The sequence below is a fragment of the Aminobacter sp. NyZ550 genome (genome assembly GCF_025628925.2).
GTDB lineage: Bacteria > Pseudomonadota > Alphaproteobacteria > Rhizobiales > Rhizobiaceae > Aminobacter > Aminobacter ciceronei.
In genome coordinates this window covers 3551934-3567456 of record NZ_CP114190.1, presented here as the reverse complement: position 1 = coordinate 3567456, position 15523 = coordinate 3551934, and the positions used below count along the sequence as shown (strand labels likewise).

At 63.3% G+C, this 15523-nt stretch carries 10 protein-coding genes; 1 reads left to right on the top strand and 9 read right to left on the bottom strand.

All coding sequences use genetic code 11. The annotated features are described in order from the left end of the window. Positions 1–59: 59 nt before the first annotated feature. The 9 genes from rimO to tagH all read right to left on the bottom strand — a co-directional run bounded on the left by rimO (position 60) and on the right by tagH (position 12988). On the bottom strand, positions 60–1373 hold the full coding sequence (gene rimO, locus N7E70_RS17715; protein WP_263007139.1) for a 30S ribosomal protein S12 methylthiotransferase RimO: 1314 nt from the start codon (positions 1371–1373) through the stop codon (positions 60–62). Positions 1374–1572: 199 nt separating this feature from the next. After that, the gene (locus N7E70_RS17710; protein WP_067962072.1) at positions 1573–2268 is read right to left on the bottom strand and encodes a TerC family protein; all 696 of its coding nucleotides are present in this window, start codon (positions 2266–2268) and stop codon (positions 1573–1575) included. 195 nt (positions 2269–2463) lie between these two features. After that, the gene (locus tag N7E70_RS17705) at positions 2464–2802 is read right to left on the bottom strand and encodes a hypothetical protein (RefSeq protein WP_263007138.1); all 339 of its coding nucleotides are present in this window, start codon (positions 2800–2802) and stop codon (positions 2464–2466) included. A 136-nt stretch (positions 2803–2938) separates the two neighbouring features. Continuing rightward, a complete protein-coding gene (locus tag N7E70_RS17700) occupies positions 2939–5314 on the bottom strand; it encodes a M23 family metallopeptidase (RefSeq protein WP_263007137.1) in 2376 nt (791 codons plus the stop codon). Then, positions 5311–5703, bottom strand: coding sequence for a DUF1036 domain-containing protein (locus N7E70_RS17695; RefSeq protein ID WP_331461942.1), 393 nt, complete (start codon positions 5701–5703; stop codon positions 5311–5313). The genes N7E70_RS17700 and N7E70_RS17695 overlap by 4 nt, the downstream gene beginning before the upstream one ends. A gap of 64 nt (positions 5704–5767) precedes the next feature. Further along, positions 5768–6535: a PP2C family protein-serine/threonine phosphatase gene (locus N7E70_RS17690; RefSeq protein WP_263007135.1), complete on the bottom strand. Its 768-nt coding sequence runs from the start codon at positions 6533–6535 to the stop codon at positions 5768–5770. 129 nt (positions 6536–6664) lie between these two features. After that, positions 6665–10180 (bottom strand): type VI secretion system membrane subunit TssM, encoded by a 3516-nt coding sequence (gene tssM, locus N7E70_RS17685; RefSeq protein ID WP_263007175.1) that lies wholly within the window; start codon positions 10178–10180, stop codon positions 6665–6667. Positions 10181–10208: 28 nt separating this feature from the next. Further along, the gene (gene tssL / locus N7E70_RS17680) at positions 10209–11729 is read right to left on the bottom strand and encodes a type VI secretion system protein TssL, long form (RefSeq protein WP_263007134.1); all 1521 of its coding nucleotides are present in this window, start codon (positions 11727–11729) and stop codon (positions 10209–10211) included. Between the two features lie 164 nt (positions 11730–11893). Then, the gene (gene tagH / locus N7E70_RS17675) at positions 11894–12988 is read right to left on the bottom strand and encodes a type VI secretion system-associated FHA domain protein TagH (RefSeq protein WP_263007133.1); all 1095 of its coding nucleotides are present in this window, start codon (positions 12986–12988) and stop codon (positions 11894–11896) included. Between the two features lie 203 nt (positions 12989–13191). Between tagH and N7E70_RS17670 the strand changes: the two genes are divergently transcribed. Further along, positions 13192–15516 (top strand): type VI secretion system Vgr family protein, encoded by a 2325-nt coding sequence (locus N7E70_RS17670; protein WP_263007132.1) that lies wholly within the window; start codon positions 13192–13194, stop codon positions 15514–15516. Positions 15517–15523 lie beyond the last annotated feature (7 nt).

Sequence of the window (15523 nt, the reverse complement as noted above, 5' to 3'; positions counted from 1 at the left end):
AATTCGGCTGCGTGTCGGTCAAAAGAAAGGGGCCGCATGCTGCGGCCCCTGGAGAGGTGTCAGACAGCGGTGCCGTAGAGATCGTATGGATCGGAGCGATCGACCTTGACGGTGACGATGTCGCCGATGCGCAGCGGACGGCGCGACTGGATATGGACCGAACCGTCGATCTCGGGCGCGTCGTACTTGGTGCGGCCCTTGGCCGACGTGCCGTTGGCCTCGTCGATGATGACGGGCAGGCGCTTGCCGACTTTCCGTGCCTGTGCGGCGGCCGAAATCTTCTGCTGGCGCTGCATGAAGCGATGCCAACGGGCTTCCTTGACCTCCTCAGGGATCTGTTCGAGGCCGAGGTCGTTGGAACGCGCGCCCTTGACTGGCTCGTATTTGAAGCAGCCGGCGCGGTCGATCTTGGCTTCGTCGATCCAGTCGAGCAGCATTTCGAAGTCTTCCTCTGTTTCACCGGGGAAGCCGACGATGAAGGTCGAGCGGATGGCGAGGTCAGGGCAGACATCGCGCCAGCCGCGAATGCGCTCGAGCGCCTTTTCGCCATGGGCGGGCCGGCGCATGTTCTTCAGAACCTGCGGCGAGGCGTGCTGGAAGGGGATGTCGAGATAAGGAAGGATCTTGCCCTCGGCCATCAGCGGGATGACGTCGGCGACATGCGGGTAAGGATAGACATAATGCATGCGCACCCAGATGCCGAGTTCGCCCAGTTCCTGCGACAGGTCGAGGAACTTGGCGCGGACCTCGCGCTCCTTCCAGACGCTGGTCGCATATTTCACGTCGATGCCGTAGGCGCTGGTATCCTGGGAGATGACGAGCAGTTCCTTGACGCCGGCATTGGCCAGCTTTTCGGCTTCTCGCAGCACGTCGGCGGCAGGGCGCGAGACAAGGTCGCCACGCAGGGCGGGGATGATGCAGAACGTGCAGCGGTTGTTGCAGCCCTCGGAAATCTTGAGATAGGCGTAGTGGCGCGGGGTCAGCTTCACGCCCTGAGGCGGCACAAGGTCGGTGAACGGGTCGTGCGCCGGCGGAGCAGCTTCGTGCACGGCGGCCATGACGCTTTCATAGGCCTGTGGGCCGGTGATGGCGAAGACGTTGGGGTGCTTCTCGCGGATCAGTTCGGGCGTGGCGCCCATGCAGCCGGTTACGATGACCTTGCCGTTCTCCTTCATCGCCGTGCCGATGGCGTCCAGCGACTCGGTGCGGGCGGAATCGAGGAATCCGCAGGTGTTGACCACGACTAGGTCGGCGCCGTCGTGCTTGCGGGCGATCTCATAACCTTCGGCGCGGAGCTGGGTGAGGATGCGTTCGGAATCGACGAGCGCCTTCGGGCATCCGAGGCTGACGAAGCTGACGCGGGGTGCGGACATAGGCAGGTTTCCAATGGACGCGGGCCGGTAACCCATGAGGTCCGGCCCGGAAATCTGTTGATGTGTCGATCTGTCGGCTCTGAAAAGAGCTCAATTCGGGCGGCGCAATAGCACAGATCGGGGCCCAAGCAAACCGGCTGATCGCCACATGCAAAAAGGGCCGGAAAAACTCCGGCCCTTTTTGGTCTGTTGCTGCGGCTCAGTGGGCCGGCGCGCTGTGGCCGCCAAACCACTCGCTGAGGAACCCAAACTGTTCCGGGAACTGATCTACTGCGCCGTCGAGCAGCATCTTCACCGCGACATAGAGGATGATCAAAAGGCCGATATAGGCGATCCAGCGGTAACGATGCAGCAGGCGCGCGACGAAGGAGGCGGCAAAGCCCATCAGCGCGATCGACAGCGCCAGACCGATGATCAGCACCGTGGGATGATCCATGGCGGCACCGGCAACGGCGAGCACGTTGTCGAGCGACATCGACACGTCGGCGATGACGATCTGCCAGGCGGCCTGGGCGAAGGTCTTGCGCGGGCCCTTGGCGGCGATCTTGCCGTCCTTGTCATAGTCGGCGTCGGCAAGCGCCTCGGTCGCTTCATGTTCCTGCTCGTGGCTGACGCTCAGTTCGCGCCACATCTTCCAGCACACCCACAGAAGCAGCAGGCCGCCGGCGATGAGAAGCATCGGCCCGATGGCCAAAAGCCACTGGGTGATCAGTGCGAAACCGATACGGAGAACGGTCGCCGCGGCGATGCCGACGAGGATGGCCTTCTTGCGCTGATCGGCCGGAAGGCCTGCCGCGGCAAGGCCGATGACGATGGCGTTGTCGCCGGCAAGCACGAGGTCGATAGCTATGACCTGCAGAAGGGCTGTGAAGCCTGCAGCAGTGAATATCTCCATCGGACGGGACCCTCTCCGTTCAGTTCCAATGTCTTGATGTCGGCTATAACGCCCGACGCGCGTGCGTCAACAGACAAGCAACGCGTTTATTCGAAACGGCTTAAATCGGCGCGTTCCCTGACGTGAAGCTGACGAAACCTGGTGACAAGCGCGGTTGGGCGTTCGTATTTGGAGCTCGACCGGCCGCTCCAGCAATTACTCGCAGACGTATCTGACGCGACCCGTAGAGCCGCTTACGGCGCGGCAGGATATCGGTTTGGAATTGCCGGTGCTCGCCGCACCGCTTGGCGCGCGCGTCACCGGGCGAGGGCCAGGCTGCTCGGTGGCAAAGCGGATATCGGGCCCGGTTGGAAAGGCGGCAGCCTGCTGGCGCTCGGCCGCGGCACGCTTGGCTTCGTCGTCCTGCCAGAAGCGCCGGGAGTCCATTTGTTTCGGAATGACGACGGTGCCATCCGACGAGCGACTGCACCCGCCAAGCAGCGTGGCGGAGAAACCCAGGGTCAGCGCAAGCGTCAATGTCGAACCGAAATTCATGCGAATGCTATATCGCGGCCGAAGGCGTCGATAAAGTCCCAGAGTGCAAGCAGTTGGGATAAATGAGAAAATTCGTCCAGGACAGATCGACGCTGCCAGGCAAGGCCGCTCGGTCCGAACCTGAGGGGTTGTATGCTCAAAGCGTGTTTGCAACCGAACTCAAAGTTGTCGCGATTGCCTGTTTGTATCTCTCGAATTCCGGCGACGTCTGCCTGACCACCTGTGGTGGCGGCGACGTCGGGGTTGAACTGGGGAGCGAGGTTGCTGCAGGAGCACGTCCGGTCATCTTTTTCTCCGCCCAGGCAACGACATAGGTGGCGTTCTTGCCGGTCAGGAACGGATTGGCCTTGATGACGACAGCCCCGAGAACGTCGGCGATCATGGCATCGCCGGAGGCGGACAGAATCTGGTGGGCGCCTTCCATGCCGAGGAAGTGGCAGAGATAGAGCCGTCCGGCGGTGATCTGGTGGCCGCGCTGCTTGAGATAGGCTTCGCCCTCGCGAGCCAGGTTGCGCACCATTTCGCGCGAGATGGTCGGATCGAAGCGCAATTCGAGCAGTTCGGACGTCGAGAGCGAACGCGCGAGATCGGGCCTGTAGGTGTTCATCATCCTGATCCAGGTGCTGCTGATGAACTGCCCCAGGCCCGTCGCTGACGACAGCGGGTTCTTGGCACGCGCGCTGCCGCCGCTTTCGACATGGATGATGCGGTTGGTCAGGATCTCGATGGCCTGATCGTCCGAGGAGGTGGTGGCGACAGTGGTCGTGGTTGTGGTCGTTGCCACGGCAACGGTGACAGTGCCGAGCGGATCGATGGCCTGGCCGTCCTGGTAGAGCTCGAAATGCAGATGCGGGCCGGTCGACAAGCCGGTGGTGCCAATATAGCCGATGACGTCGCCGGCCTTGACTGTTGTGCCGACACTGATGCCGTCGGCGAAACGCTGCATGTGGGCATAGCGGGTCTCACGGTTGTTGGCATGCGAGATACGGATGAGGTTGCCGTAACCCTTGCCGTCACCCTCGAACACGACCTGGCCGTCAAAAGCGGCGGCGATCGGCGTGCCGATGGGGGCCGCCCAGTCGACGCCCTTGTGGATGCGGACGGTCTTCAGGATCGGATGCTTACGCGGTCCGAAGGTCGAGGTCATGACGCCGTTGACCGGCGTGAACATGCCGTTCGTCGTCGCCAGCGATCGAACCTGGTCGTCGCCGCCGACACAGGAGAACTGGCCGTCAGTCTGCTGGAAGACGAAACATTCGAGTTTCTTGTCGCTACCGTGGACGCCGACATAAAGCACGCGGCCTCCCACGCCATCCTTGCCGCGCGCCGTCTCCGAATAGAGCAGCACAAGGCGCTGGTCCTCGGTGGCAAAGGCGTTCAGGTCCTGGCCGTGCGACAGGTACATGATGGCCTGGCCGAGCACGCCGGTGGGCACGTTGTTACGGGCTGCGGTCGAATAGATCGCGTCGAGCAGGCGGTATTGCCGTTTCTGGGCGCCGGCCTGCGGTGCGCCTGAATAGTTGAACAGGTCGTCGCGCACCCACGGGTCGACGCCCTCGACGAACTGGCCGGCCGAATTGCGGGCAAGCGTACCAATGAACCTGTTCATGGCGTAGACCGAAACCTGCATCAGTGCCATCGCCGGGGCGCCGCGGCGGGGACGGAAGCCGCGCAGGGCGACGACATAGCCGGGCTCGAGGTTCTCCAGCTTGAAGCCCCCCTTGAGCGCGTCGTTGACCAGTTTGGCTTCGTCGGTGGAAAAATGCGCCTCGAGCGCAACGCTTTCGAGCGTGCGGTTGGTGAGGATCTTGACGAAAATGTCTTCGGTCGCCTCGAACCGCTCGGGCTCCGGGGTCACCGTTGCCACGCTGGTGTTGTTTTCGACGGCAGTCTTTTCGAAGGCGGGCAGGGCGGCTTCGCCCTGGTCGATGGTTTCGCCCCAGCCGGCGCCGACATCGGAAGTGTCGTCGCCCTCGGCTTCGTCGAGGGCGGTTGCGATCGGCGGCGTCGGCTGGATGTTGGTTTGTTGCCCTGGCTGAGGCTCGGCGACAGCGCGCTGCGCCTGAAAGAAGGCAAAGTCCTCCTGTGTCGACGGAATGGCGGTCATGAAGCGTTCGCTGGAGCTCAGCATCGTGTCGGAGAGATATTCGACGCTAGGCGAGATGCCCTCTTCGGTAAGATCCACCGGCCGTGACAGTTGGCGGCGCTTGGTCTCCTTGCCGGCCTCATGCGCCAGATTGATCCACATCGGGTCGCCGGCGAGATCGACGATGGCCGGCACGTAGACGGCAGCATCTGTCGGTATGATGTCGCTCTCCTCCGTTGGCTGGAGATCACCCTCATAGTCGCCTGACGGCCAGTAGGTCGCACTGAAGTAGATGGCGGCCGCGATGATGCCGGCAAGCGCCAGGATACCAGCAACGATCATGGTCTTGAGCCGACGCTCGCGCGAGCGCCTGGCCATACGTTGTTGTTTTTGCTGCTTGAAGCTCGCGTCGATGCCATGCGTCATGGCGAAGACCCGGTCAGGAAGAAGGTCCAGCGCGACTGTTCCAGCGTGTCGACTTCATAGAACCGGGCGGCGATGTGGCCACGCTGCCAGCATTCGTCGATGCCACGCACGGTGAAACGCTTGCGCTCGACGCACATGTCGGTCGAGCCGCTGAGGATGGCATTGCCGAAGACGTCGGTGGCGTAGATGTAGATGTAGCGGTTGGTCAGCTCTTCGCGAATGACGTTGACGCACTGGTTGGCGCCGATCGTCCACCAGCCGTCGGTCTGGAATGCGGCTTCGACCTCCTGGCCGACGGCAAGATTGACGACGTCGAGGGTCTGGTTGCAGACGGTGAACTCTGCGCGAGCCAGACTGGGGGTGCAAAGCAATGACAGCAATGTCAGCAGGGCACAGGTGGCTCCTCGTGCACCGATTCGGTGTCCGATCCCGCCCGCATCGTCTTGCCGGCCGCTATCGGCCTCCCGCCAAAGCTTGAGAAGCTGCACCGTCGGTCTCGCCCCGAATCCGCACCAGTACAATGGTGACGTTGTCCGTTCCGCCGCGCTCGAGGACCTTTGCCAGCAGATCTTCGCAAGCCGCCTGCGGTGTCGTCGAAACCACCGCGGCCTCGATCTCCTCGTCGGAAACATGGGCGGTCAGCCCGTCGGTACCGAGTATGAAGACGTCGCCGGGCAAGAGATCGCCCTGGCGGAAGTCGACGTCGATGTCGTCGCTGACGCCTATGGCGCGGGTGATGACATTGCGGCGCGGCCAGGTCTGCGCCTCCTCGGCGGTGATCGCACCGCGATCAAGCAACTCCTGAACCTCGGTGTGATCGTGCGAGACCTGGGAGATCGAACCGTCACGCACCAGGTAGACGCGGCTGTCGCCGAGCCACAGGCAGGCGAACTTGCCGTCCATGGCAAGCAATGCTGCGACCGTCGAACCCATCGTCGCGCCACGCAAGTCCGATATTTCGCGGATGTCGGAATGGGCCAGCCTCAGCCTGTCGACGAAGCGTGCGCGCAGATCGGGCGCCGATTCAGGAATGCCGATCGTCGACAAGTGTTCGACGATGCTGGCGGAGGCGACCTCGCCGGCATCGTGGCCGCCCATGCCGTCGGCGACGACCCACAGGCCGCTGCGGGGCTCGATCAGGTAGCTGTCTTCATTGACCTGACGGACGCAGCCCTTGTGGCTGACGCCATAGCTTTCGAAGGGGAGGACGACATCGTTCAATGGCCTCAAGCGCTCTCGGGCGCCCCTCTGCGTTGCGTATTGACGCGCGCGCCTTTCAGTCTGCCACAGGCCCGTGCGTTAGAGTACAGAAATTAACACGTGCCGGGCTGACTGTGCCTGCCCACCGTTTCAAAGCCCCTTCGGACAGGTAAAACCGGAGAGTGCGGTCAGCGAAAAGGGATTGCCCGGCGGGTTGATCTGGACGGTGTAGGCGACATCGCGGCCGCCGATGACGTAGCGCAGTTGCAGTTTGTCGCCATTGACTGTCGAGGTGCCTGCGTCGAGCAGGCGCTTCAAGGCCCACGGCCCTTCGAACCTGATGGCGGATTCGCGCCCGGGAAGCTCCGGCGTAAGGCTGAGATTGGCCGACCCGGCGGAGGCACTGCCGGGCCATGTGACGATGCCCGGGCTGCTGCCGTTCTGATAGCTCTGGACGACCTGTCCGTTGACGTCGAGCAAGGCCATGTCGGCGTCGCCATGCAGCGAAAACGGCGTGAAAGTGATGTTGACTGCAGGCGTGGACCCGCCAAGCGGAAAGAACGCGTCGCGGATTTCGGCGGCCAGCTGGAACTGCTTCAGCGTCGACCTGGAGAGCCCACGGCCCAGGCGCGACTCCTGCTTCCATTGCCATTCGGTCCCCGACATGTCTGCGAAAGAGGCCAAGTTTTGTGCGAAAAACCTGTCGATGATGCCGCTGGGCGCGAAAAGCCGGGCGAAATCGCCGATCGGCACATCCTGGCTGGCGCCGGTGCCGAAGGGATAGCGGTTGGCGATAACTTCCTCGCAGGGGCCGCTGACGGTCTCCTGCAGCGACTGGTTGAGTTGCGCTACGGAGGTCTCGGCCACGTCGCCCTCGAAATCGTCGGCGGCAGCGTGGACCATGCGCGACAGTGTCTTGGGCAGGCGCGAGGCGTTGGCGCGGAGATTGGATATCTGCAGCTGAAGATTGGCATTGACGCGACCTGCCTGCGACGGGGCGGCGGCCGAGATCGTCAGGCTCTGATAGACGGCATGGAAATTCTGGATCAGGGCATCGATCGGGCGCTGGCCGGGACGGCCATCGACAAGAAGCTGGAACGGCCGGAATTGCGCCTCGATGTTGGCGCCGGGCACGATGGTCGGCGCATTGGCGAATGCCGCACCGGCGCGACTGGCGGATTTGCGGCCCGGCAACTCGATGCCGATGCGGGCGAGGCCATCGGCACGCGCATCGGCGTCGGCAGTCGGGCCTGAGCCACGTGTCAGCGCCGTCTCGCGGGCAATCGCCTCGAACAACTGCGCCAGCGGCGAGCTGGGCGAGCCGGCGGCTGACAGCGCGAGATATTCCGGCTTGTCCGCCGCCATCGGCCGGAATTTGAGCTTGTCGAGAACACCGTTCCATACGGCTGAAAAGTCGCTGCTGTAGCGGTCGAGCAACTCTGGGCCGAGCCGCAACAGTTCCTGCTCGACGCCGCCTTGCTCGCCGCCGGCGCCGACGACCCATTGCTCGTCTATGAGTTTCTGGGCGATTCCGGAAAGCTGTGTCAGGTAGAAATCGTTGAAGCCGGCATAGGTATAGAGGCCGCGAACACGCAGCGCAGACAGGTCGCTGCCATCGACGGTCTCAAACACCAGCTTCGCTTCCTGGCCGCCCTTCGTGGTGACGGCGAAGTCGTCGAGCGTGGCCGCGGTCAGCGCCGAGGCGATCAAGGCGGAAGCCTGATCGGCGACCGTCATGCGGCCCAGCGCGCGCTGTGCCGACTCGACCACGGGGCGATTGAGCTCGAATGCCGGATCGAACTCATCGTCGAGCGTAAGCATCGCCCTCAGGTGCTTTTCTAGGATGAGACGGCCTTCGCGATTTTGCGGACCGGGATAGCGGTTCTGCTCCCAGTCCTTCTTCATCCACGAGACGATCTGTTCGTCATCGACCTTCGGCGCTTCGCCTGCGAGCATCAGGTAAATCTTGAGAGCTTCGTAGAGAGCCGCGGGATCGCTCATCTTCGCTTGGATGGTGCGTTCAAGGTGCAGCAACAGGCGAGGGCGAAGCATCCGCTCCAGCGCCAGCCGGTAGGTCGTCTCCGATGCCGACAACAACCGCGCGCGCTGGCTGAGCCCGAGCGTTTCGCGCGCCGGCGTCGGCTGGTCGCGATGCTCGTAGCCGGTCGGCAGGCCGCTGATGCTCTCCAGCGCATCGATGACATTCTCAAGGTCAACGTCGGATACGGTTTCCGCCTGCAGCAGTGCGGCGGCGGACGACGTGTAGCTTTCCGCAGCCTGGCTGGTGGCCGCGATCAGGGCCTTGTTTGCGGTGTAGCTGACGGCGAAAACGCCTAGAGCGGCAGCGGCGATGAGGCTGATGGCGCCAATGCCGGCGTATCGGGCAAATCTGGCGCGCCGGTTGGCAGCATCGTCGTAGGAGACCCAGCCGGCCTCAGCGAAAATGACATTGGCCAACAGGTCGTGCAGGAAGAAGCTTTTGCCGGTCCCGGACAGCTGTGCCTGGGACCTGTTGCCGAAACTGCGGCCGATGGCGCCGAGCACGCGGTCGACCGGCGTGCCTTCCTGTGTGCCGGAGGAGAAATAGAAGCCGCGCAGGATGGCGCTTGCCTGTTTTTTCGTCGGCTCGAAGACGCGGCCGAGAAAAGCTGCGCTGCGCTGCCTGAGGGAGGCGAACTGCGCGGCGAAGCTGAAGATGGCGATGCGCGCGACCGGGTCCGGCTCGCCCTGCAGACGGTCGGGTACGTCCTCGGAGAGGCGACGAACGAGCGCGTCGAATTCAGCCGGTACCTCGCCGACCATGTTCGCCTTGCGGTCGGCGCCCTGGAATGTCGCGCCCCACACCCTGCGGCGGTCGGTTTCGTCCAGAGTGCCGAAACTCTCCATGAAGCCGGCGATCAGGTCGGCCTTGGTGAACAACACATAGACGGGAAAGCCGATGTTCAGCGTCTCGTGGATTTCCAGCAGGCGATTGCGGATGACGACGGCGTGGGCGTCGAGCTCCTGGTCGCTTGAGGTCATCACATCAGCGAGGCTGATAGCGACGATCACACCATTGATCGGCTGCCTGGCGCGGTGCTTCTTGAGCAGCGACAGAAAGGCGAGCCAGCCTTTGCGGTCGCTTTCGGTATCGGAATCCTGGGTGGTGTAGCGGCCGGCGGTATCGATCAGCACCGCTTCGTCGGTGAACCACCAGTCGCAGTTCCGGGTGCCGCCGACGCCTGGCACCGGCTGGGCCGTGCCGGATACAGTGAGCGGAAACCTAAGGCCCGAATTGACCAGCGCCGTGGTTTTGCCGGCTCCGGGCGGGCCGATGATCAGGTACCAGGGAGCCTCGTAGAGGAAATTGCGCCTGCCGCTGGCGCGCTTGAGCGCGGCGATGGCCTTGGTCATGCCCGTTTCGAGCAATTGGCCGTCGCCGTCATGGGCACGCTCGCTGGCGACGGCGGCTGCGAGCGCCTTTTGAGCACGGCGGGCAAACCAGAAGCGGAACAGGGCGATGCCTGCGCTCAGTGCCAGGATGAGAGCGATGATGGTCGCGCGCGACCAAGCAGATTCAAGCGGCCGGCTGTCGGCCAGGACGATCAGCGGTCCGGCAAACCACACGGCCGCGGCCAGGGCGGCCAGCGCCACGATGGTCAATGTCCTGAACAGCCAGACCATCATGGCGACCATAGCGTGCGGCGGCGCGCGCTCATGGTACGTCCTCGCGCCGGATCATGACGTCGACACGGCGGTTTGCGGCGCGGCCGTCGGCGGTTGTGTTGTCGGCAATCGGCACGTCCTCGCCCTTGCCTTCGACTGATATCCGCGAGGTGTCGCCGATCCCCTGAACAAGCGCCTTTGCCACTGCCTCGGCCCGCGCGACGGAGAGGTCGTAGTTCGACTTGTAGGCGCTGGACTGGCGTGGCTTCACATTGTCGGTGTGGCCGACGATCTTGATCGGACCCGGTTCCCCGGCAAATGCTGCGGCAATGCGCGCCGCCACGGGCGTGAATTCAGGCTTGGTCTCGGCCTTGCCCGGCTCAAACAATAGCTCGTTGTTGAGCTCGACGACGATGAACTCGCCCTTGGTGGCGACGGTTAATGCGCCAGCGCCGATATCCTGGGTGAGGGCAGCGCGGATGCGGTAAATCTGGGCCATGGTCGGGGGCGCTGCAACCGGCGCAGCCGGCTCAATCGGTGCTGCCCGCTCGACCGGCGGGGCGAAGTCGTTGCGTTCGATGACGACTGGCGTCGCGGGCGTCAGCGCAAGCAAAGTCGCGGCAAGAGAATCGCCGTCCCTGGTGACGTCGCCGCGCATCCAGAAGAAGGCGGCAGTGACGAAGGCGAGCGCGAGGGCGGCCATCGCCCAGAGCGGCAGCCGGTACGGGCGGCGCCCAACGGTGGCCGCAAGGCCCTGCCAGTGCGGGGAAATGTCGTCATAGACGCGCGGCCTGAAATAGCGCAGTGCGGCGTACAGATCCTGGCGCACGAGCTCAAGGCTCTGATTGCCGCCAGCGACGCCACGATATTGACCCTCGAAGCCGAGCGACATGCAGGCATGAAACAGTTCGAGCAGGTCGCCACGCTCCGCCGGATCGGCCAGCACCGAGTTCAGTGCCTCGAAGAACCCGTTGCCTGGTGGATCGATCCCGTAGAAGCGCGACAGCATGCTCTGTTGCGCCCAGCCGGAGCCGATGCCCGGCAGGTTGGCGATGATGTCGTCGGCTGTCTCGCAAAGGGCGTATTTTGCGACATGTGCGTCGGCTTCGCTCACACCGGCCTCGGCTGCCTTCCATTCGAACTCTTCGATGCATTCGGCGACGTGCTGGGCCAATACGGACACGTCGGTTTCGACCGTCACCGTCCTCAGATGGCCAAACAAGATGAGGAGCGGCGTTGCCGCTGATATCAGCGGGTTGGCGCCGGAAACCTGGACACGCTCTGCCGCATCGAACAGGACGTCCTGCGACGTGCCTGCCGCACCTGCTTCCGGTTTGTGCTGCTTGTGGCTGTTGCGGGGCGCGTCGCCGGGAACGTCTACGAAGGGATTGGCCTGATAGATCACCGTGCCCGAAGTTGATGCCTGCTGTTCAGGGCTGCTGCTGTAGATGATGGTTGGATCGGACGCCGGCGGTGAAGGCGAGGGCAGATCCGGGCGCGACGCGCGGCGCGGCGATCCGCGAATGACGGTTCTGCCGTCGGAGCCGGAAGGATCGTCCTTCGAACTCATCGCCGATTACCCGTTTTCGCGCGACGGCTGCCATGCCATGACAATGCCGCGGATGCCTCCGGTCACGTGCCAACAACGCATCGTAATGCATGGAAATGCCGATGGGAACCGGGGCTGGCCGGCGGCTGGAGCAGCGATAAGGCGATCGGCTGCGTCAGGCGACGCTACTTCTTGTTCGCCGACTTGGCATAGGCCTCGCTGAAATAGGCGAGAAAGACGTCGAGCATGCCGTTTTCATGCGCGGCCTCCTTGGCTTCCCATGTCGCGACGAACATGTCCCAGGCCCGCCCCTTCTTGGAGACGAAGGCAGAGGCGGGGAGCTTTCGCTCGATGGCATCGGGCGACAGTTCCGAAAGCAGCCGCGACAAGGCCGCCTGCATTGCCGCATAGGTCGCGAGCTCATGCGTCTTGAGATCGCGGAATGCCTCCTCGACGCTGTGCCGGGCGTCGAGATAGCCCGAGCGGCGCTGGGCAAACATGATCTCGAGGATTTCTTCCGAGCGCGGAATGAACTTCAGCGGGTTGTTGTCGACACCGCCGATCATGGTGCGCTGGCTGCTCTTGGCGAGTGCCTTGGCGGCAGCTCGCGCCTTGAGCAGCAAGGCAAGCTCGTCGACCACCGCGCGCAGCACTGCGCCCACTTCGGCGGCTACATCTTTCGGGTCGCGCTGCAGGAACACGTCAGGAGAAACGCCGGCGCCCGCAGCGATGAGCCGGAGCAGTTCGGTCGCCTCCGGTCTTTGCGGCGGGGGAGGCGCCGGTTGCACGGGCAAGGGCTGCGGCGCGCGAGCATGCTGGACTTGCTGACGCGCAACGACACCCGCCGCCAACTGGCCGTTGTTCACGCCGCCGAAGAAGGGATCCGCCAGTTGCGGCGGCGGCTGGCCGATATCAGCGGCATGGCGGGCCGGGATCGGATTGCCCCAGTCGTTGCCCGATATGCGGTCGTCCTCAAGCGCAACCGAGACGATGTAGCTGCCAATCGAAAGCTGGTCGCCATGGCCGAGCGGATGCGGGTCGGTGACGCGTTGGCTCGAGCCGTTGATAAATGTGCCGTTGCGCGAGACGTCATAGAGCCAGAACGTGCCCCTGTCGTAACGCACCTCGCAATGCAGGCCGGAGATGAACAGGTTGGGGTCGGGCAGGTTCCAGTCGCGATTTTCGCGCCCGATGGTGAAGCTGCGACCATTCGAACTGTAGAACAGCGGTCCGCCTGTGGGCAGCCTGTCGACATTCTCGATGGTCAAAGTGATGAGCATCCGAATTCGCCCGCCAAATCTCTGTTTCCGGCAGCCTCGTCCAAATTCCTTATTTTATTCTAGCAGTTTGCTGCGACCGCAGCACAGGGGCATTTGGGCGCGCACGGTTCGGCGCTTGTGCCGCGCCGGCTTTGGCCGGTTGAAAAACTTGTGCTAAGCTTCGCTACAGATGTCCGGCCGTCCCCGCGGAGAGGCACGACGCCATGGCTAACGATCGCGCGACTGTGGTCCGGACACCGCTTGGCAACACGTTGACATTCACCCATCTGGCCGGTCGCGACGAGATCAGCCGCTGTTTCGCCTACACCGTCGGCTTCGTCAGCAGCGACCCTGATATCGATCCATTGAAGATGCTGGGCGGCGCCGTTTCGGTCGAGGGCGAGTCCGACCCGAAACGCTGGTTCAGCGGCCTGGTGTCGGATTTCCGCCTGACCCGCATCGAGGACCGGCAGGTCTATTACGAAGCAATCGTGCGGCCGTGGCTGTGGTTTCTCGGCACGGCCACGGACTGCCGCATCTTCCAGAACATGAGCGTCGTCGAGATCGTCGAGAAGATTTTTTCGAAATATGGCGCAGCGAAGTTCGAGAAGCGGCTGCAAGGCTCTTATCCGCCGCGCGACTATTGCGTCCAGTATGACGAAAGCGACCTGGATTTCGTCCAGCGCCTGCTCGAGCACGAAGGCATCATGTATTTCTTCGAGCACGGCGACGGCGAGCACACGCTGATCCTTGCCGACGCGATGAACAAGCTCAAGCCGGCACCGGGCTACGAGAAGGTGCCGTATCATTTCGAAGGGCAGGGCGCGCGCCGCGACGTCGAGTACATCACCGAGTGGATACCCGGCAGCTCGGTCAGGCCCGGCGCCTACACCCACACCGACTACGACTTCAAGAAGCCGGATGCCAGCCTGATGGCGAAATCAGACCAGGCATTCGGCCACAAGCTGGCATCGGGCGAAAACTATCGCCAGCCCGGCGCCCATCTGGATGTCGGCCGCGGCGACAAGATCGCCGGCATCCGCCGCGAGGAGCTGCAGGCCGTGCACCAGCGTATTGCCGCTGCCGGCACCGTGCGTGGGCTGTTTTCAGGCTGCACCTTCAAGCTCGACGGTTTTCCGCGCGACGACCAGAACCAGGAATATCTTGTCGTCAGCGTCGAGTACCGGATCTTCGATCCCGGCTATCACACCGGCATCGAGACCGAGGGCGAAAGCTTCACCGTGGTCCTCGGCGTCGCGCCGACTAGTCTGCCATACCGCCCGCCGCGGATCACACCGCGTCCGATCATGCGCGGGCCGCAGACGGCGCGTGTCGTCGGCCCGTCCGGCGAAGAGATATTCACCGACGAGTATGCCCGGGTGAAGGTGCAGTTCCATTGGGACCGCATGGGAAAGAAGGATCAGGACAGTTCGTGTTTCGTGCGCGTGTCGCAGACCTGGGCCGGCAGCGGCTGGGGCTTCATCCAGATCCCGCGCATCGGCCAGGAGGTCATCGTCGATTTCATCGAAGGCGATCCGGACCAGCCGATCATCACCGGCCGCGTATACAACGCCGCCCAGATGCCGCCCTACGGCTTGCCCGGCAACGCCACGCAGTCGGGCTGGAAGTCGAACTCGTCGAAAGGAGGCGGCGGCTATAACGAACTGATGTTCGAAGACAAGGCAGGCTCCGAACTGGTCAATTTCCAGGCCCAGAAGGACCACAACCTTCTGATCAAGAACGACCGCACCAAGCTGGTGCAGCACGACCAGTCCGACCGCATCGACCACGACGCGAAGCATTCCGTCGGCCACGACCTCGACGAGGACGTCGGCAACAACAAGACGGTGAAGGTTGGCGTCGACCAGACGACCAACATCGGCTCCAATGATACGGAAACGGTCGGCAAGAACCGCTCGTTGACCGTAGGCTCGAACGAGACCATCAGCATCGGCTCCAACTCGACCGAGACGATCGGCGCCAACCACGCCCAGACAGTCGCGATCGCTCAGGCGATCACGGTTGGTGCTGCACGGGTGGACACCGTGGGCGCAACCGAGACCCGCACGGTCGGATCGGCGCAGACCAACACGATCGGGTCGACCCGCGCGGTCACAGTCGGTGCGGCCCAAACCCATCAGATCGGGGCCAATGATAGCTGGAACATCGCGTCGAACCAGGAAGTGACGATTGGCGCCGACCAGACCTTCAACATAGCCGGCAACCAGAAATCGAAGATCGGTAAGGGAAGGCGGACTGAAATCGCCACCGACGACGGGACCAAGGTGGGTGGCGCCTATGAGTTGCGCATCGCCAAGGCGAGCATGGTTCAGATCGGTGAAGACGGCAAGATGAATGTCGGCAAGACATTCCTGATCGAAGCGGGCGACGCCATTGCGCTGAAATGCGGCTCGGCCAGCATCTCGATGAAGAAGGATGGGACGATCACCATCGAGGGCAAGGACATCAGCATCAAGGGATCGGGCAAGATCAACATCAAAGCTTCCAGCGACATCGTCATGAAGGGCTCGGAGATCAAGCAGAACTGAGGGCACA